Below are 18,348 nucleotides of genomic sequence, written 5' to 3' on the forward strand. Positions count from 1 at the left end.
TCTTTAATCATTAATAATCACTCCTCCTCCAACTCCGGCCATAGCAAAAATCTCTGTAACCAATGTTGAGTTAGTGATTTCATCACCATAAAAGGCATCAAGAGCATCAATAAACCAATCTGATCCTTCTAAAACGATCCCTCCATTACTCTCTAGATTATGAATGGCTTCCTCTATCATTGCTGTCTTTTGCGAAGAAGTTAACTGCATCCAGTCATCACCATCTGCCGTTGACAGGTTCGTGTCTGGATAAACATTCGTATCTTCAACCACTACCTCTTCTACAGGTAATTCCTCAGCTGTTTCGCTAGGTTCCTCTTGTTCAACTACTTCCGTCGTGATTGTTTCATTTAAAACGTCAGCCCGCTTTAAGAAAACATATTCTCCATCTTCTTTGTAAGCAGTCATTTGATGATTGCTCGTTGGAAGATATGACACTGTATACGTATGATCCAATGTTTTAATCACAATAGAATCGACTGTACATTCATAGTCCTCATCACAATCAACCGTAGAACCACCGCTTTTTTGCCAAAGCAACTCGTTCACATAGCTAAAGAAATTTGCCTTTTCTTCTTGAGAAAGTGTATCAAACTCATCATTCGCATCCAATTCCAAGTTATAAATAACGCTCTTCTCTTGGCCTTTTTCAGTATCGAAAAAGGTTAGTTCATCAACGTATTTGCCTATTTCTTTATCTGAAATTAAATCCTCCGCCACTTCATGAACTTTACTACCATCAAAACCGCACCCAACTAAAACGAATAAACTAATGCCGATAACAAAAAAATGACGCAATCTTCTCATGTTGTTTCCCTTTTCTTTGTTTATTAACGAAAAACTACATTTCCGTCTGTAAAATGAAGTAAATTAAAAACCCTCAAATATTTTCATCAATCACCGTACTAAAGCAAAAAAGGGGACTGACCCGTCATATAGAGTCAGTCCCCGGTTAAAAAAGTAATTTGTTAACGTATACCTGCTTTACTATTTACCACATTTATTATTTTAGCAATCACGCGCTCCTGCTGCTCTGCTGTCATGTTTGATCCAGATGGCAGACAGATTCCGTTTTCAAATAGTTCATCTGAGACGCTTCTATCTGTATCATGAGGATAATACTTCACCCCTTCAAAAAGCGGCTGCAGATGGAGTGGCTTCCATACCGGGCGTGCTTCAATATTTTCTTCTTCTAATGCATCAATCAGGTCCATCGGCGATAACCCCAATTTTCCCTGATCAATCGTCAGCGTTGTCAACCAGCGGTTATGTAAAGTACCTTCAAGCTCCGGCATAAACTCCAAACCTTCAATCCCGCCAAGCGCTTCCACATAGCGATCAAAAATCGCTCGTCTTGCGGCTACACGCTCATCTAACACTTCCAACTGCGCCCGGCCGACACCGGCTAAAATATTGCTCATCCGGTAGTTATATCCTTCTTCACTATGCTGGTAATGAGGCGCCGGATCACGTGCCTGTGTCGCTAAAAACCGTGCCTTGCGCAATGCAGTCTCTTCATTCGAAACAAGCATGCCGCCTCCGGACGTTGTTATAATCTTATTACCATTAAAAGAATAAACACCAAACTTACCGAACGTACCACTCTTTTTGCCTTTATACTCTGCTCCAAGCGACTCCGCTGCATCTTCAATCACCGGCACACCGTAACGATCACAAATCGCCATCAGCTCGTCCATCTTTGCACTTTGGCCGTATAAATTAACAACAATCACCGCTTTCGGCAGCCGGCCTTCCTGCTCTGAATCTACAAATGCCCCCTCCAATGCGTCGGGTGACATATTCCACGTCTCCGGCTCCGAATCAATAAACACCGGCTCCGCACCTTGATACAAAATCGGATTAGCAGTCGCAACAAAAGTCAGTGACGAACAAAACACCCGGTCTCCCGCCTGCACATCAAGCAACCGTAGAGCTAGATGAATTGCTGCCGTCCCGGAACTCACTGCCGCTGCATCTTTCACGCCAACATATGATGCCAGTTCCTTCTCAAATCCATCCACATTCGGGCCAAGCGGTGCAATCCAATTCGTTTCAAATGCATCATTTATATACTTCTGTTCCCTCCCGCTCATATGGGGGGAGGAAAGGAAAATCCTTGGTTGGTCAGACATAACAGTCCCTCTTTTCTCATCACACTAGATTTTAGAAGTAATTAAACTCTGCTAGACATTAGCAAAGCTAAAAGAAAAAACCCGACAGCATGCCGGGCATCCAATAAAATGCGGGCTCTAACTAAATAATTCATATAACTTTTGAAAGCCGTTCTTTAATAATTCACAAACGAGCGACAGATATCACTAGCGCTTTTCCTGAAGCAGCTGTTCATCCTCTTCAGCCAGCCCTATTGCCCGCTTTAGCAGGCGTAGCAGCCCATTGAAGGAATTTTTCTTTTTCTTGAGTAGAATCAAAAGACACTTTGAGATGCTTTATACGCCTTCCCAAGCTTTTCGCATCCTCCTTGAGGAGTTTTATTTACTATAATACCATCAAAAAAGTTTTCTTACTCAATCAGAGGGCTACTAGATATACAAACAAATGAGAGACCGAACCCAATTCCTCTATCCTTTATCAAGCAAAAAACCTCTTAATTCTTTTAATAACCGGTCTGCGGATAAAAAAGTCACTAAAGTTAAAAAGTATAAAGTTTTTAAAATGGTTGAAAGGTTATATTCCTCAAACATAGCAACATTAAATTCATCGTACTGTATCACTACTGTTAGGCACAATAGAAGTGAATAAACGATTATTCTTCTTACCTGAAGCGCTTCTTCATTCAAGTATTTTAGATATACCCAAATCACTAGAATAATAGGAAAACCCATAAAATGATAAAAATAAAAGCTATCATATTCAATTGATAAAATGAAGATAATCATTATCCAAATCAATAATACAAAGAGTAGGGTGTAAAGAGATATTATTTGACTGAAAATCTTTTTTACTTTTATCCAAAACCATTTCTTTTTCTTAATTACTTCTTCAAGCAGTGATGTACCACTTGGCAATTGAGGGTGCCTCTCTCTTAATATAGCAACAGCCTCGCTATTAGTTAACAGAAAAAAGGCACAAAACAGAAAAAGGTGCTATGAAAGTTCTTCCAAGGTGTGCGAATAATTCTGTCGTTTCATAGTAAATCATTTTATGATAAGAGCTTGCAATTCTTGTAAAGATAAAAACATTCAAAAACCAAGCTTTTAAAAATAAAATTTCCAAAAACAAGATGTGCCATCTTTTAAATATTTATTCAACAATATTGGCTATATATAGTCGACTTGAATCTATCTACGAAAAAAAATAAACCTTTAGAAGAACATCTAGCAGCTTATTTACAAGATAAAATAATATTAGTGAGACTAGAATAAATAATAGCACCGATATCATTGTATTGCCCACCTCACTTAAACTAGCAATTCCGCCTAGTAAAGTATATGTGGGATCAGCAAGAATATTATTTTAAGTAAGTTTACTTACGGTAATATCAATTAATCTTTGTAAAGGATTTTTCAACTGGACAAACCATCGTTTCATTTATTAAAGCGGATTAACCAATAACCCGAGCCGGTGCACCAACAGCCGTTACTTCATCAGCAATATTAGTAATAACAGTTGACCCTGCCCCAATCATTGACCATTGGCCAATCCGATTCCCTGGTATGACGGTCGCGCCAGCTCCGATTTGCGTACCTTCCCCTACTGTCACATTGCCTGTTAAAATCGCTCCAGGCGACACATGAGCATAGTCTCCCACAAAATTGTCATGTTCAATAACAGCAGAAGTATTGATAATGACATGGCGGCCAATTTCGGCATCAGCATTAATAACGGTATTCGGCATCACAACCGTACCCTCTTTTATAACAGCAGAAGGGCTAAGCACAGCAGTAGGATGGATAAGCACAGCAAATCGGGCATTCTGAGCAGCTAATCGTTCTGCTATTTGCTTCCTAACTCGGTTGTTGCCAATAGCAATGACAAGTTGTACTTTTGTTTCTATTTGCATAAGTTCAAATGCATAAGAAACCGGTGCTAAAATTACTTTGCCTTCTTTACTGGGTTCCGTATATTTATCATCCAGCAAAGCAATTAATTGATATTCTCCCATTGCCTGAATCGTATCTTGGACAACTTTACTATGCCCACCTTCACCGATGACTGCAATTGGCTTCATTTCTCTCCACGCCTTTCGAACCTTTAAACTTCTCTATTGTTACGTGACCGGTCTGGCTAATACCCTCTGACTTAAACACCTTTAATACTGTTAAAAACAATATCTTTATATCCAGCCAAAAAGAGCGGTTGTCAACATACCATACATCCAACTTAAACTTATCTTCCCACGAAATCGCATTACGGCCATTCACCTGGGCCCAACCGGTAATGCCAGGACGCACCTCATGCCGGCGAGCTTGCTCTCGTGTATACAAATCTAGATACTCCATCAGCAGCGGCCGGGGACCAACTAAACTAATATCGCCCTTTAATACATTAAATAACTGAGGTAGCTCGTCGAGACTTAGCTTCCGAAGCAACTGGCCAAATGGAGTCAATCGAATATGGTCGGGCATTAGATCCCCATTCTTATCACGTTCATCCGTCATCGTCCTAAATTTATAAACAAAAAAAGGCTTGCCGTGCAAGCCTGGGCGCTGTTGTTTAAACACGATAGGAGAACCAAGTTTTAAGCGGATCAATAGAACAGTAATTAAAATGACAGGTGATAGAGCCATTAAACCTATAAGAGAACAGATAAAATCAAAAAACCTCTTTATATTAAACACCTTCATCCATTAAACATTTTGAACATACTTGATTTTGGCTAAATTGCCAAAGTTGTAATAGTCAATATTTGCATCATTAATCACTACACAATTCTTCGTATCAAACACAACTGGCATCTTCATCTTATTAAAAATTGTTTCTTCATCTAGTTGCTTAAACTCATTATGATCCGTTAATACAAGAATACACTCCGCATCCTGTACTGCTTCCTCAAATGAAGATAAGTGGAAGTTTACTTGTTGCTGTTGCACGTGCGGATCATAAATACCGATTTTATATCCTTCTGCTTGAAGCAAGCTTAATACATCCATTGCTGGGCTTTCACGCACGTCATCAATATTGCCTTTATACGTTAAACCAAAAACTGCGATCTTAGATGCTGTATCAGGAAGCATCTTCTTCACTTGATTGACAACAAATTCAGGCATAGAGTTGTTAATTCTGCGTGCATCGGAAATTAAGACAGATTGCTCAGGAGCTTTTTCCATAATAAAATACGGATCTACCGCAAGACAATGTCCGCCTACCCCTGGACCTGGTTGATGCAAATTCACACGCGGATGATGATTTGCAAGCTGGATGACCTCAAGAGCGTTAACATCAAGTTTTTCTGAGATCTTCACTAATTCGTTAGCTAATGCAATATTTACATCACGGTAAGTGTTTTCCATCAGCTTGGACATTTCCGCACTGACTGCACTAGTGATCAAGATGTCTCCTGTAACAAAGCTTCGGTACACATCAGCTGCTTTTTGAGCAGAAATCTCATTAATACCACCGACAATTCGTGTATTCTCCACCAATTCAATTAAAATTCGTCCAGGCAGTACGCGTTCCGGGCAATGAGCAAGATAAATATCTTCCCCTGGCTGCCATCCCGCTTCTCTTAAAATAGGTGCTACAACATCATCAATCGTGCGCGGCGGAATCGTCGACTCTACAATAACCGTATTTCCTTCTTTTAAAAGTGGAATTGCCGCTTTTGTCGCTTCAATCACATAATCAAGATTAGCTGTATTATCTTCATTATGAGGAGTTGGAACAGCAATGATAAAACAGTTCGCTTCACTAGGCTCTAATTGTGCTCTTAAGTTGCCCGATTCCACGCCGCTTTTTACCAACTCCTCCAAGCCAACCTCTTCAATATGAATTTCGCCTCTATTTAACTTATCAACAGCTACTGGATTAACATCCACACCGGTAACTTTCCACCCAGCTCTAGCAAACATAGCAGCTGTCGGCAATCCAATATAACCTAGACCTATTACACATAAGCTTTTATTACTCATTACCTTGCCACCTTTTTGATTTCGTTCACATATTTTTCTGCTAAACTCTCCCGGCTAAAGTTTTCTCTTACAAAAGACAGACCATTTTCCCCGAGCTGTTTTTGCAGCTGTTTATTATGATAAAGCTCTAAAATCTTTTCTTTAAACTCTTTAGGGTTTTCCGGATCAACATAGTAACCACTGCCACTCTCTTCAACCAACTCCCGGGCGACACCATCGATTCCCAGTAAAATGGGCTTAGCACAAGACATATAATCAAACACTTTATTTGGATAGACCGTTTTAAACGTATCTATCTTTTTCAATACCGCCGTACAAATATCCGATGCATTACAAAAATCGGCAATCACTTTTTTAGGCTGGGAATCAACAAATAATACATTGTTTAATCCTTCGTCTTTGGCCCGCTTGATAAGCTCTTTCTTTTGCATTCCGTCGCCGACAAGCATAAAGATAATATCTTTTTGATCTTCACACTCTTTCGCTACATCAAGCAGAGAATGAAGATGATTGGCCACACCATGAGCCCCTAGATACGTAATAACAAACCTACCTTCTAAATTGTACTTATCACGCACCCAGTTTTCCCTTGGCCCCGGCTGAAAAATATCTAAATCTGCCCCATTTGGTATGAAGATAATTTTGTCTTCTCGAATGCTTTTTTTGTCTATCAGCGTTTGTTTAAAAGCAGGCGTGAGCACGTTAATTTTGTCTGCGAATTTATACGAAAGCTTTTCAACTAAATAGGCTATATTTATAATCAGCTTATTGTTTAACACGCCTGTATCAATCGCTGATTCGGGCCACAAATCTCTGATTTCAAAGACCATTGGCATTCGTTTAAATAGTTTAGCAAGCAGGCCGGTAATACCAACGAACAGAGGTGGCGATGTAACGATCATGACATCATGCTTTTTAACTTTAAATAAAATTGCAGATAAGGAGGAAAAAGTAAAAGAGAAATATCCCCATAAACGGCCAACAAAAGATTTGTTGTATGCTTCAGACACATATGTCCGGAGCACCGTTGTCTTTTCGGAATACTTCTCTTCTACAATCCATTTACCTTTATATTTCTCTTTTTTCTGGCCAGTCGCGTAGTGTACCGTTCCTGCCACAACAGTAATTTCATGACCCATTTCTTCCCAATACTTGACGAATTGATTAAAGCGAGAGCCGCCTGGATCGTCTTTGCCTAAAAAATATTGATGCAAAACTAATATTTTCACAAGTAACATCCTTTTATTTCATATTAAAAATGTTGTCGCCGCCAATTTTATTTAAATTTACTTCTAATTCTCCAATTGTTACTTTTCCATTGTCTAACGAGACAAAATGCTTTGCTTCGGCTGCTCCAATAACCGTTACAAATCGTAAAGATTGATCAGCCCCACATTCCAGAACAGCTTGTGGAAACGGCTCTTTATAACCATAGTAGAGAGACCTCCACCCTTTCAATGGTCGTTCTGATCCTTTGTACAGCCCAGAAGAAAATGACTGTGTACAGTACGTCGTCAATTTCCATTGTTCTGTAGAATCAATACTAACCCTCCACTCATTGTCAGAGAACTTTTCTACATTTTGTACCCCGAATAGCCAGCTTAATGAAACTTTATCATTGGAGAACTTTCCGAAAAGATCATCAACCACAATCCATTGATCTCCGCTTTCTAAAATACCCCGTCTATGAGTGATCTCACCGTAGCCGGAATGCTCGCCTTCAAACAATTGATACTGAAGACGCTGAGAAAATGCAAGAGCTTTCGATTTTGTCCAGTTTAACCAAATAAATCGGGATGCTTTTTTCATCTGATCTTGATTATTTATCGTGACAGTATTATGAGAAGCAGTCCCATTAAAATACAGAATATGATCCATGTCTGTATTATAAGAAAACGTGCCCGCATCGGCTAAAATGTTTTTCCCTTTATGCCATAGATCAAAATGAAGCATATCCGCTTGAGCAGGCCTGTGTTTATAAGTGGTACAGCGAATCATTCCAAATGATTCCTCATTCCGAATCGTATAATATCCACCTTTTTCGAAGGAAGAAGACTGTTGATTCAAGTTCGATGCCGGAGCGGCAAGTGCGTTATCTCCTGACAACCAGTATACAATTTCGCTAACAGACTCTTCTTTATATAATAATTCACCATTTGTAACATACCAGGCAGCTTGAAGAGCTGGACGATGATCGAGGTATTCACACGAAGTCAATGGGTGAATATAAGCCCCATCATTCATGCCATAATTAGGCAGACGCCCAGACGGAAGTTCTTGATGTTGATACATAAACAAAATAGTTTGACGAAATCGTTGAACAAATGACTCTTCAAATAAATCATTATTAATCTGGCCCAAGCGCAACACCCAAGTTAAACCTTGGATTGCCAGCCGCTGATAATTCATCGAATGTTGAATGTAAGAACCATCTTCATATATTTGCCACATAGCCTCAGACTGTATATATTTCTTGCCTTTTTTTCTCCACTTTTCTGCTTTATCAAAGTACGGAAAAAGCATTCCCGCTGTATACATGCCCGCAGCTTCTGATAAGGAATGATTATTCTTTACTGATTTAAGAGCAAATGAAAAGTGCTTTTCAACATGATCCGCATGATGGTAAATTGCCTTGAGCATTAACTCAATTCTATTTTCAGTTGTAAATGGGTGATCAAGAAAAGCAAACAACCCAAACGTCCAAGCCATAAGCCGCAAAGACATCTCTTGACCACATTTATAATTGGGACCAAGTTCTGGAGGGTTTTTATCAATAAAATCTTCGAAATATGCCCAAAATGTTTCTACATATTTATCCTCGCCAGCAACCGCGTAGGCCCTAACTAAAGGATAGACAAATAAAAAACGCGATAATTCCCATATCCATTTAATATCGCCAAAGTCACTTCCTAAATCAGCGATAGCCGCCCAATGCTGATCAGCCGGCGCAGAATTTTTATTAGCTGGATTGTAGTGCCACTCCAGCTCATCATAGCTGAATAGGTGCTGGCTAAAGTATCGAAATTTGTGCTCACAAATATCATCGGCTTCCGCAATCGCCTGATCCAACTGAAAAACTTCTTTCATATCTTTGTAACCGCTTGGTGTTGCTGAGAAAAAGTATCTCTTTCTTGATTCTTGTAGTAATGCCGTTAAGTCTCTTGTTTCCGTTAGATTTGTGCTCAAATCAATTTCTGAATAAGAAAAAGCCGGGAATTGCTTCTGTAACAATCCCAGCTTTTTTTCAAGTTCGTATTTAATTCTAAAAGCAGTCCAGTCAAGCCCCATATTACGAATAATCTCTAGTTTATCCTTCATTTTGCTCTCCTTTTAAAATAAATTAGGGATTAGATTTTCCTCAATTATTTAATACTGTGAAAGCTACTTGCTGTAAATAGATTTGAGTATATTGGAATAATGGCTAAAAAAGTACTGGTTTTTTATACTTTTACAGTTATTAGATTTGTCTGCTATATCATTGGGATTAATTAACAAAAAATCAAAAAGTTTTTCTAAATCTTCTTCTCCACTAGCATCAATGTTATAACCTATTTCTAATTTCGATACGCAGTCCGAAAGTTTTGTATCTTTAGCAACAATGATCGGTCGTTCAGAAACTATAGCTTCATAAAGCTTATTTGGCAAGGCTACTCGGACATTTTTAATTTTTGTGTCGTAAACAGAATAAATTATATCTACGGACTCATATAATTTTTTTATGTCCTTCTTATAATCATACTTTCCAAAAAAAGAAATATTATCATTTTCTAAGTATTCATTTTTAAGAGAAATGTAGTCTGGGCCGTCCCCAGCAATCATTACTTTTACATTTTTTCTTTTACAAACATTTAATAGGTTAATAAGTTGCTGTTTATATCTTACTACACCGATGAAGCCAATTCTAAACTCTGAAGATTTGGGAGGAGTAATATCCTTATAGTATTCTTCATCTGGAACATTTGGTATTAGGATGTATTTTTCCTTATCAATTTTACCTTGGTAATAATCCTCCCAAAAATACGGAGATGTTAAAATAAGGGAATCGACATTTTTTAATAATTTCTTTTCCAAAAACGAAAGGAATTTTCTAAAGAAATTAGCCTTAAAAGAAGAGCTATCATTGTAAACATATTTATGCAAATCGGCAACTTCATAGATTACTTCTACATTTTTTGAGAACAAAAATTTATATAAAGATACAATAAAAAGCATATCTAGGTTACCAACGTGTATTTTGTTTGGCTTTTCTCTATTGAAATTATTAAAAGCCGTAAACATAAAGGTTAATAAAAATAATATTCTACTTTTACTAAATTCACTTCTCAATATATTTTTTTCTCCAATCACTTCTACAAGTTCATCACTATTAAATACATTATTAGGTCTTTCAGCATATACAACCTGCGTCGAACCAACTTTATTGGCCACTTTTATCCTTTTTACAAATCTAGGATCCGGAAAATGGGAAAGCAGAAAAGTTATTTTCAATTATTATCATTCCTTAATGGCAAATTAGACTTTTTTAGATTTCTAAGAACAAAAAAAGTCTGAATACAATTTTTTGAAAGATACACTAAAATTAAAGAAAAAATATAACCTTTGAGTTCGAAAATCTCAATTAAAAAAGAAGAGAGTACTATTATTCCAATTAAAGAACTCAAATCTATTAATATTTTTGAAGTATCTTTTATATAAACCATGGTTAATCCTCTTAAAAAAAGATCCAATAAAATTATTGGCTGTAACAACGATATTAACAATAAATACGGAGTTATTTCACTGCTATACTCTCTATAAAATATTTTTACTACAAAAGGGGTGAGCATGAATATAAAAATACCTGTAGTCAATAACGTTAATAAAGTAAAGATACTAACTTGTAATAAGTATTTGCCTTCTATAGCAACCTTTTTATTAGAAAGATAACTAAAAACCATATTAGACACAGCTCCAAGAGGGAACATAATTAACATTCCTAGAATTGATCCTGTATAAAATATAGCTAGATAATCTTCCTCTAAAAAAAAAGGAATTATAATCCGATCAATATATTTTAAACCTACAGTTGATAACATAAGTGCCATCATCACTGTAAAGCTCTTAATTTCTTTGATCGTGTATAACCAAATTTGATATAGATTGATAAAACAAAACGATGATCTATATACATATAATAATAATATAGTAGAGATCAATTCCGGAATAATTATAAAGAAAAAAGGGTCTTTTATATTAAAATAATTTAAGTGAGAAAAAAGAATTAGCATGCTTGCAAATAATAAATTTATGAAATTAGTTATTAAAAGATATTTAAACTTTAAATTCTTATATGGAAAAGCCATTAAAAAAGTTTTTAATGATAAAACTAATATATATAACCCATTGATTGTACTAATGTGACTTACAAAAGAGATAACCACTGTGAATATAGCAACAATAAAAAACGAGAAATAAAGCGTCCATGAAATGTACTCTTTTTCTTTATTTTTAGTTTTTAAGTCTCTAATAATTAAATTTGATGCTGCTCCAGCTATTACTCCACATAGAATATTTGAATAACCTAATACAATTAGAATATTAGCAAACTCATTAGTATATTCTGACGCGATAAAAGGCAACACAAAAATTTGCAAAGATATTATTCCCACAATATTTGCTAATATATTTATTACACTGCTTTTAAGAAAAAAACCAAAGCCCAGTTTTTTAACTAACTTTTTTATCATAACTAAATTCCTTTTTTGATATTAAAGATAAAAAGTTTAAAAGATACAACACTAATGCACAAAAAATTAGCGGGTATAGTCCATTAAAAGTTCCTCTAGTTAATAATAAAAGAAAAATAAAAATTGTAGAACCAAGAACTATACTAAGTATATTGTCAAAGTAATTCACTTTAAATTGTGCATATGCCAAAAAACACCCCAGAAATAAACCGATAACAACTCCATTAAATCCAAAATTTAAATAAGCGTCTCCTAAAATAGAAGGGGGAAAAGTAGCACCAACTATATATGCTTCTGGATTTATAATAGCAGCAAATATTCGTTGTGTTTCTTCTGGTTTGAAATCGAAAATAGTTGAAGGGAAAAGGGTAAGCAATAACCTTAGATATGTATCCCCATCTAGCGAAAAATTCATATAGTCTTTAATATACATTGCCGTGAAGGTAGCATCATAAAACCAACTTAAGTCTCCACTTTCTAATGATAAAAGATAAGCTTCTTTGTTATTAAATAAGATTAAGTCAATAAAACCTGAAACACCATCTACCGATTTCATATTATATCTAATAAATTGCCATATAACAAAAAGATGAACAAAGACTGCTGAAAGGATAAGATACTTTGGATTTATTTTAGGGTTAACCTTCATTCTCCCCATTAAATAAGAAAATGCTATCGCTATAATCTGACTTCTTGTTCCAAAAACAAACATCAAAATGAAAAAAGTCGCCGCTAATGATAAAATATACAGCCAATTTATCGAGGCTTTTTTTGATGCAATTAAATAAGTAGGCACTACTAACAAGTATGTTAGATAGGTAGATAACAAACTGAAAACAGTATTTTGCGTTTCAAAAAATGCAAATCTTGAGGAAGCTAATAAATTGCTAAGATTCATACCAGAAAAGTAAATTAAACCTACACTTCCACATAAAGATAAAAAGGACAATTGATTAAAAAGCGTTTGTTTTTTTGTAAGCTCAATATAATTTTCACATTTAATTATTTTGCTTTTGGCTAATAACATATAAGAAATGATATAAGAGAAAATTACAAAAAGGATAAAAGTTAAGGAATACAAAGAATACTTATTTATTTCCGAAGAATGAGCCACACTAAACGTAGAAGAAACTAATGTGATGTATTCCTCTTCATAAATATTATATTTTAGCAATGGGATAATGTAAAAAACTAAAACAAACAAAATAATAAATGAACTTATAATATAATGTTTATTAAATTTAAACCCTATATACCTAGCTATTAATAAAATAAAAATAATAAGAAATATACATAATAAATAAATCATATGCCCTCGCTACTTTTTAAGAATTTTATTTAACGAAATTAATTATATAAATCATTCTTAATTCTCCGTCATGTACAACAATGCTCTTTTCTTGCCTATACTGATACTAAAGGAAAGGGCGAGAGAAACTGTGCCATCATTCAATATGGATAATTTTTTTTATAAAAAAGCTCAATACAAAGATAAAACATTTTTGAATTTTCTGCGCTATGTTCTCAATTAATATGAAGACCGATACATCCTCTCACCTTTCCCTTTTGCTGCCAGGCCTTCCTAACTTGAATGCAATAGAACGTTTAAGGTCTAGCTGAAAGGAAATATGATTATCAGCCACTAATAAAGACCTCCCTGAATCGAATCGGTCCTCTCATTTATGGATGATTTGGACACCTCTCAGAAGAAGATGCTTCAGTGTATCGATCTTTAGCCGTATCAATCAGAAAATGGAGTTGGACTTATTCCCTTTAACTCCTCACTACTTCCCTCATCACCCGCTGCAACCCACTCTTCGTATTCGCAATCTCCACAAGCTGCTCTTTCAACAGCTTAGCGTTCTTCGCTGGCAAGCTATTGATAAACTCCCAGAGCACATCCCCTTCCACCTGCCCAGCCTTCCCAATATGTATCTTCGGGAACACCTGCTTAGAATGGACTTCGTTTTCGTTGAGAAGTTCTTCATACATCTTCTCCCCCGGTCGAATACCGGAGAACTGAATACCGATTTCTTCTATAGTATAACCTGAAAGTGTAATCAAGTTTTTGGCGAGGTCGACGATTTTGACGGGTTCGCCCATATCGAGTACGAAGATCTCCCCTCCCCTAGCGAGTGCCCCTGCCTGGATGACGAGTCTGGATGCTTCCGGGATGGTCATGAAGTATCTTGTCATATCCGGATGGGTGACGGTGACGGGACCGCCGGCTTGGATTTGTTTTTTGAACAGCGGGATGACACTGCCTCTTGACCCTAAGACGTTGCCGAAGCGGACGGCGACGAAGCTCGTGTTGCTTTCTTTGTCGAGCTGCTGGATGACCATTTCTGCGACGCGTTTTGTCGCGCCCATGACGTTCGTTGGGTTGACGGCTTTGTCGGATGAGATGAGTACGAATTTTTTGACGCCGGCAACTGCGGCGGCTTCCCCTACATTTTTTGTGCCGAAAACATTGTTTTTAACCGCTTCTTTCGGGTTGTATTCCATAAGCGGCACGTGTTTATGAGCCGCGGCGTGATAGACGACTTCTGGGCGGTGTTCTGCCATCAGGCTGAACATGCGCTCGCGGTCTTGAATATCACCGATAATCGGAATGATGTCAATCATGCCTTTATAGCGGTTGCGCAGTTCCATGTCGATTTGATAGATACTGTTTTCTCCGTGGCCGACAAGCACAATTTTATCCGGCTGGAACATACCGATTTGCCGGCAGATTTCCGAACCGATCGAACCGCCGGCGCCTGTAACGAGTACGGTGCGGCCAGTGACGTATTCCGAAATACTTTCAAGATCGAGATCGACTGGTTTACGCCCAAGCAAGTCTTCTACTTGTACTTCGCGGAACTGGCTGACGGATACCCGGCCGGTCATGACGTCTTCGATGAGCGGCATGATTTGCGTTTTAGCATCTGTTTTAGCACACTGTTCATAAATATGCTGAATTCCTTTTTTCTCAAGTGAGGGAATCGCTATAATGATATTGTCGATGTGTTCTTTTTCAACGATATCCGGAATGTCGGCGATTGTTCCTGCCACGGTCACTCCGTGAATTTGCAGCCGCTGCTTTCTCGGTTCATCGTCGACGAAAGCGACTGGAAAAAAGTCGGCGTCTGCGTAAGTAAGTAGCTGGCGGACAACCATCGAGCCCCCTGAACCGGCACCGACGATTAATGTCCGTTTCTTGTCATTATTGCCTGCAATGAAATGGTCCCGATACAATCGCCACGAAAAGCGTGAACCTCCGATCAGCAGAATATGAAGCATCCACGTGATTAAAAGCACACGCATGTAAATATCCTGGAACGCCACTAGCTGGATGATGGCTGTGGCTGCGATGGAAAAAGTTACAGCTCTTGCAATGGCCATTAACTCGCGCACGCTTGCGTATTCCCATGCTTTTTGGTACAGCTTGTAAATAGCCGCAAATAAATGATGGCTCGCCAGCAGGGAAACAGAGCTGATAAACAATGTACTCGCACTGTAAATGTTCATATAAGGATGCAAAATAAAATAACCGATATAAATAGAAAATAAAACGATGACTGAATCAAGCCCTACTAACAGCGACAGCCTTTTTTGGTAAGTCAACAGCAATTCACCTCTTTGTTTGTTCATTATCTTTGGTGTTTCCAAATAAAAAACAGTTAATAGAAACCCACCCCTGTTGGATGGGCTTTTATTAACTGTTTTTCCACTATTTTTCTAGATTTCAAGTTCAAAAAATAAAGTAAAACCGGGCATCTAACCCGTCCTCACGCTATACTACTGACGACTGGCGTCTAAGGCGATTCTATAAATACCCACAGTACAGCCGAGTGCCTCCGTTGATAAAGGTCAGGAGGCATCACCTAAACATCTATACTTTTAAGCCGTTGCTATTATTTCACTTATTTTGTAAAAGGAATAGCTGTAAGTTTATCCGTTGCTGGCTTGTTTTTACATTGTTTCCTAAGACTGATTCCGCCGCTCTGCGATGTTCACTTTTTGAATAGATTAAAATAATCCGAGAAACTTCTTTTTCGTCCGAATTCGCTCCGGTGGTTCTTTGTACATATGCTGGCCGTTCACAATCAGTTCGGCGTTTTCTTTAAAGTAATACACATAATCCGTTCCCGCTCTTTTTTGCAGGCGCTCGTGTGCTTGCGCCATATGGAAACTGCGGTTTTTTACGTTGTGAGCGTCGGAAGCAAAGAGATGCGTTAAGTTCGCGTCAATCAGCTGTTCTGTAAACATCTGGATCTTTTTCCCGAACTTGCCAATATAAGAAGACGCAGTAATTTGTGTCGCCGCTCCGTTTTTCACTAGGTTGTACAATCTGTCTGGTTTCTCTATTAGTTCCTGATTACGCTCAGGATGGACGATGATGGGCAAGAGCCCTTTCATCTGCATGTCAAAGAAAAGTTGTTCCGCATATTGGGGAACATAGCCAGATGGAAACTCAATCAATACGTAAGATGAATCTCCGCCGATTGTCAGCAATTCATCTTTTTCATAATCTTCCATTAATTCCCCGTATATTCGTATTTCCTGACCGGGTAGAATTTCGACATTTATACCCCCATCTTTTAGCTCTTTATTTAAGTCGGCTACACCAGCGATAATGTCTTTTTTCACATTGTCGTACGTGCCGTTTTTATGGTGAGGAGTGGCCACGATTGTCGTGATCCCCTCTTTTTCTGCTTCTTTAGCCATGATTAAACTTTCTGTCAGTGTTGTTGCTCCATCATCGACCCTAGGTAAAATGTGGCAGTGAAGATCAATCACATTATCACCTCCCTCTATTTCTAGCATTATAGTGACAATAATCATATGATTCACCTTACCATATATATGCCATTAAACCTATAGGATTTCCTCGACAGTATTTCCTAATTTCCCCTATTTACCGTAGTAATAATAGTAGTTTGAATCACTCTGTTTTCTATTATTTAAGACGACTCCAAGCGGCTTTGCATTGACTGATTGCAGAAGCTCCTTCGCTTTTAATGCCGCGTCGATTTCCGTTTTCCCGCTATTGACAACGAGTACGCTTCCATCACACTGGTTAGCGAGCACTTGGGCATCCGTCACTGCGAGGATCGGCGGCGTATCAAAAATGACTATGTCGAATTGTGTATACGCTTCTTCCAGGCATTCTGCCATCGCCTCCGAACTAAGCAGCTCGGCAGGGTTGGGCGGAATCGGTCCGGAAGTCAATACGTGAAGGAAGTCAATCTCTGTTTGACCGGCTGCCTCAGAAAGTTCCATCTGCTTAGTCAATACATTCGTTAGACCAAAATTATTCATGCGATTGAATGTGTAATGCGCGGTTGGCTTGCGCATGTCCGCGTCCACTAACAGTACTTTCTTCTTCTGCTGGGCAAAGACAACGGCCAGATTGCTCGCTGTAGTGGACTTCCCTTCTCCGGGACCTGCGGAAGTAACGAGCAAAGAGCGAATCGCCTGATCCACGGAAGAGAATAAAATATTCGTGCGGATCGTCCGGTACTGTTCGGAAATAGGTGACTTCGGATTTGTTTTGGCGATTAAATTTCGCTGAGCTGAGCCTGGAGCTGTCTTTTTCGTTTTCTTAAGAACCAATGGTTTCACCTCTGTATGCTGTTTTCTTTGCACGGGACCTTGTTGTTTTTCCATCTTGCGCAGTAATCGTTGTCACGCTGCCAAGCATAGGGAGATCAAGCAGGCGCTCTACATCTTGTTCCGTTTTCACTGTGTTATCGAGGTATTCGAGCAGGAAAACGAGACCGACACCTGCCATTAAACCGACGACAAGCGCAATGGCAATGTTTAATAGCGGCTGCGGTTTAACAGGAGACATGCCTTCTGCTGCTTCTGCTTTCGCCAAAATACTGACGTTATCGACATTCATAATGTTTACAATTTCTTTTTGAAAGACTGTGGCCACTTCATTGGCGATGGCCGCGGCACGCTCGGGATCCGTATCCTGAACGGACACATTGACGACTTGTGAATCTTTTTCACTTTGAACGGTAATCTTCCCATTCAGCTCTTTCGCTGTCCCGTCCAGTTTTAAGTTATCGACCACTTTCTCCAAAATGGCCGGGCTTTTCATAATGACATTATACGTGTTGATTAGTTGCAGATTTGTTTGCACTTCCGTCGGGTTATAAAGCTGCTGCTCTGTCTTCGCCTGATTGACAAGCAGCTGTGTTGATGTTTGGTAAACGGGGGTAAGAACAAAATAGCTAATAATACCGCTGATCAACGCAGCCGAAAAAGTTATAAACAAGATTAACCTCAAGTGTTTTCGAAGCGTACTTGTCAATTCACGCAAGCTGATTGTCTCTTCCATACTTTCCTCCTAGTAATATCATTAGTCGCTTTTCCAACAATTCTCTTAAACGATTGCTAACAAGTTGAAATTATATCATACCTTTTTGTAAAAAGGCGTAGAAATTTAAGGCATTATGACGCTTGCGGCAAATCTTGACTTTAGATTCATTTAATAATAGATTTTAATAAAAGAACAGCTTTTTTTGATTTTTCCCAAAAAG

15 protein-coding genes are annotated in these 18,348 nt (G+C 38.2%); all 15 read right to left on the reverse strand.

From position 1 onward, the window contains the following. Positions 1 to 3: 3 nt before the first annotated feature. Positions 4 to 807: a hypothetical protein gene (locus tag F9802_RS06370; protein WP_152150336.1), complete on the reverse strand. Its 804-nt coding sequence runs from the start codon at positions 805 to 807 to the stop codon at positions 4 to 6. 161 nt (positions 808 to 968) lie between these two features. Beyond that, positions 969 to 2,132 carry a DegT/DnrJ/EryC1/StrS family aminotransferase gene (locus tag F9802_RS06375; protein WP_152150337.1) on the reverse strand — a complete coding sequence of 388 codons (1,164 nt, stop codon included), beginning with the start codon at positions 2,130 to 2,132 and terminating at the stop codon, positions 969 to 971. A 447-nt stretch (positions 2,133 to 2,579) separates the two neighbouring features. Continuing rightward, positions 2,580 to 3,026 carry a hypothetical protein gene (locus tag F9802_RS06380; protein ID WP_152150338.1) on the reverse strand — a complete coding sequence of 149 codons (447 nt, stop codon included), beginning with the start codon at positions 3,024 to 3,026 and terminating at the stop codon, positions 2,580 to 2,582. A 536-nt stretch (positions 3,027 to 3,562) separates the two neighbouring features. Next, positions 3,563 to 4,189, reverse strand: a complete 627-nt coding sequence (locus F9802_RS06385; protein ID WP_152150339.1) for an acetyltransferase — start codon at positions 4,187 to 4,189, stop codon at positions 3,563 to 3,565. Then, positions 4,164 to 4,790, reverse strand: a complete 627-nt coding sequence (locus F9802_RS06390; RefSeq protein WP_318636106.1) for a sugar transferase — start codon at positions 4,788 to 4,790, stop codon at positions 4,164 to 4,166. Before F9802_RS06390 ends, F9802_RS06385 begins: the two co-directional genes overlap by 26 nt. 18 nt (positions 4,791 to 4,808) lie before the next feature. Then, positions 4,809 to 6,089 (reverse strand): nucleotide sugar dehydrogenase, encoded by a 1,281-nt coding sequence (locus tag F9802_RS06395; protein WP_152150341.1) that lies wholly within the window; start codon positions 6,087 to 6,089, stop codon positions 4,809 to 4,811. Then, positions 6,089 to 7,318, reverse strand: a complete 1,230-nt coding sequence (locus F9802_RS06400) for a glycosyltransferase family 4 protein (RefSeq protein WP_152150342.1) — start codon at positions 7,316 to 7,318, stop codon at positions 6,089 to 6,091. Before F9802_RS06400 ends, F9802_RS06395 begins: the two co-directional genes overlap by 1 nt. Positions 7,319 to 7,331: 13 nt before the next feature. Next, entirely contained in the window at positions 7,332 to 9,407 is a 2,076-nt protein-coding gene (locus F9802_RS06405; RefSeq protein ID WP_152150343.1) for an alginate lyase family protein, read from the reverse strand. 63 nt (positions 9,408 to 9,470) lie between these two features. Next, positions 9,471 to 10,577: a glycosyltransferase gene (locus F9802_RS06410; RefSeq protein ID WP_152150344.1), complete on the reverse strand. Its 1,107-nt coding sequence runs from the start codon at positions 10,575 to 10,577 to the stop codon at positions 9,471 to 9,473. Continuing rightward, positions 10,574 to 11,815 (reverse strand): MATE family efflux transporter, encoded by a 1,242-nt coding sequence (locus F9802_RS06415; RefSeq protein WP_152150345.1) that lies wholly within the window; start codon positions 11,813 to 11,815, stop codon positions 10,574 to 10,576. The genes F9802_RS06410 and F9802_RS06415 overlap by 4 nt, the downstream gene beginning before the upstream one ends. Then, the gene (locus F9802_RS06420) at positions 11,796 to 13,124 is read right to left on the reverse strand and encodes an O-antigen polymerase (RefSeq protein WP_152150346.1); all 1,329 of its coding nucleotides are present in this window, start codon (positions 13,122 to 13,124) and stop codon (positions 11,796 to 11,798) included. The genes F9802_RS06415 and F9802_RS06420 overlap by 20 nt, the downstream gene beginning before the upstream one ends. Before the next feature lie 464 nt (positions 13,125 to 13,588). Next, positions 13,589 to 15,421, reverse strand: a complete 1,833-nt coding sequence (locus tag F9802_RS06425; RefSeq protein WP_225435213.1) for a nucleoside-diphosphate sugar epimerase/dehydratase — start codon at positions 15,419 to 15,421, stop codon at positions 13,589 to 13,591. A gap of 405 nt (positions 15,422 to 15,826) precedes the next feature. Beyond that, entirely contained in the window at positions 15,827 to 16,597 is a 771-nt protein-coding gene (locus F9802_RS06430; RefSeq protein WP_152150348.1) for a tyrosine-protein phosphatase, read from the reverse strand. 114 nt (positions 16,598 to 16,711) lie between these two features. Beyond that, on the reverse strand, positions 16,712 to 17,413 hold the full coding sequence (locus F9802_RS06435; RefSeq protein ID WP_225435214.1) for a CpsD/CapB family tyrosine-protein kinase: 702 nt from the start codon (positions 17,411 to 17,413) through the stop codon (positions 16,712 to 16,714). Then, positions 17,403 to 18,146: a YveK family protein gene (locus F9802_RS06440; RefSeq protein ID WP_152150350.1), complete on the reverse strand. Its 744-nt coding sequence runs from the start codon at positions 18,144 to 18,146 to the stop codon at positions 17,403 to 17,405. The genes F9802_RS06435 and F9802_RS06440 overlap by 11 nt, the downstream gene beginning before the upstream one ends. Between the last annotated feature and the right edge of the window lie 202 nt (positions 18,147 to 18,348).

It is taken from the genome of Bacillus aerolatus (genome assembly GCF_009183655.1).
In the GTDB taxonomy this organism is placed as follows: domain Bacteria; phylum Bacillota; class Bacilli; order Bacillales; family Domibacillaceae; genus Pseudobacillus; species Pseudobacillus aerolatus.

What these genes read in the sequence shown, in the direction of transcription:
- F9802_RS06385 (WP_152150339.1), bottom strand. Translation starts at nt 4,189, where the DNA reads ATGAAGCCAATTGCAGTCATCGGTGAAGGTGGGCATAGTAAAGTTGTC.
- F9802_RS06440 (WP_152150350.1), bottom strand. Translation starts at nt 18,146, where the DNA reads ATGGAAGAGACAATCAGCTTGCGTGAATTGACAAGTACGCTTCGAAAA.
- F9802_RS06420 (WP_152150346.1), bottom strand. Translation starts at nt 13,124, where the DNA reads ATGATTTATTTATTATGTATATTTCTTATTATTTTTATTTTATTAATA.
- F9802_RS06375 (WP_152150337.1), bottom strand. Translation starts at nt 2,132, where the DNA reads ATGTCTGACCAACCAAGGATTTTCCTTTCCTCCCCCCATATGAGCGGG.
- F9802_RS06415 (WP_152150345.1), bottom strand. Translation starts at nt 11,815, where the DNA reads ATGATAAAAAAGTTAGTTAAAAAACTGGGCTTTGGTTTTTTTCTTAAA.
- F9802_RS06405 (WP_152150343.1), bottom strand. Translation starts at nt 9,407, where the DNA reads ATGAAGGATAAACTAGAGATTATTCGTAATATGGGGCTTGACTGGACT.
- F9802_RS06370 (WP_152150336.1), bottom strand. Translation starts at nt 807, where the DNA reads ATGAGAAGATTGCGTCATTTTTTTGTTATCGGCATTAGTTTATTCGTT.
- F9802_RS06395 (WP_152150341.1), bottom strand. Translation starts at nt 6,089, where the DNA reads ATGAGTAATAAAAGCTTATGTGTAATAGGTCTAGGTTATATTGGATTG.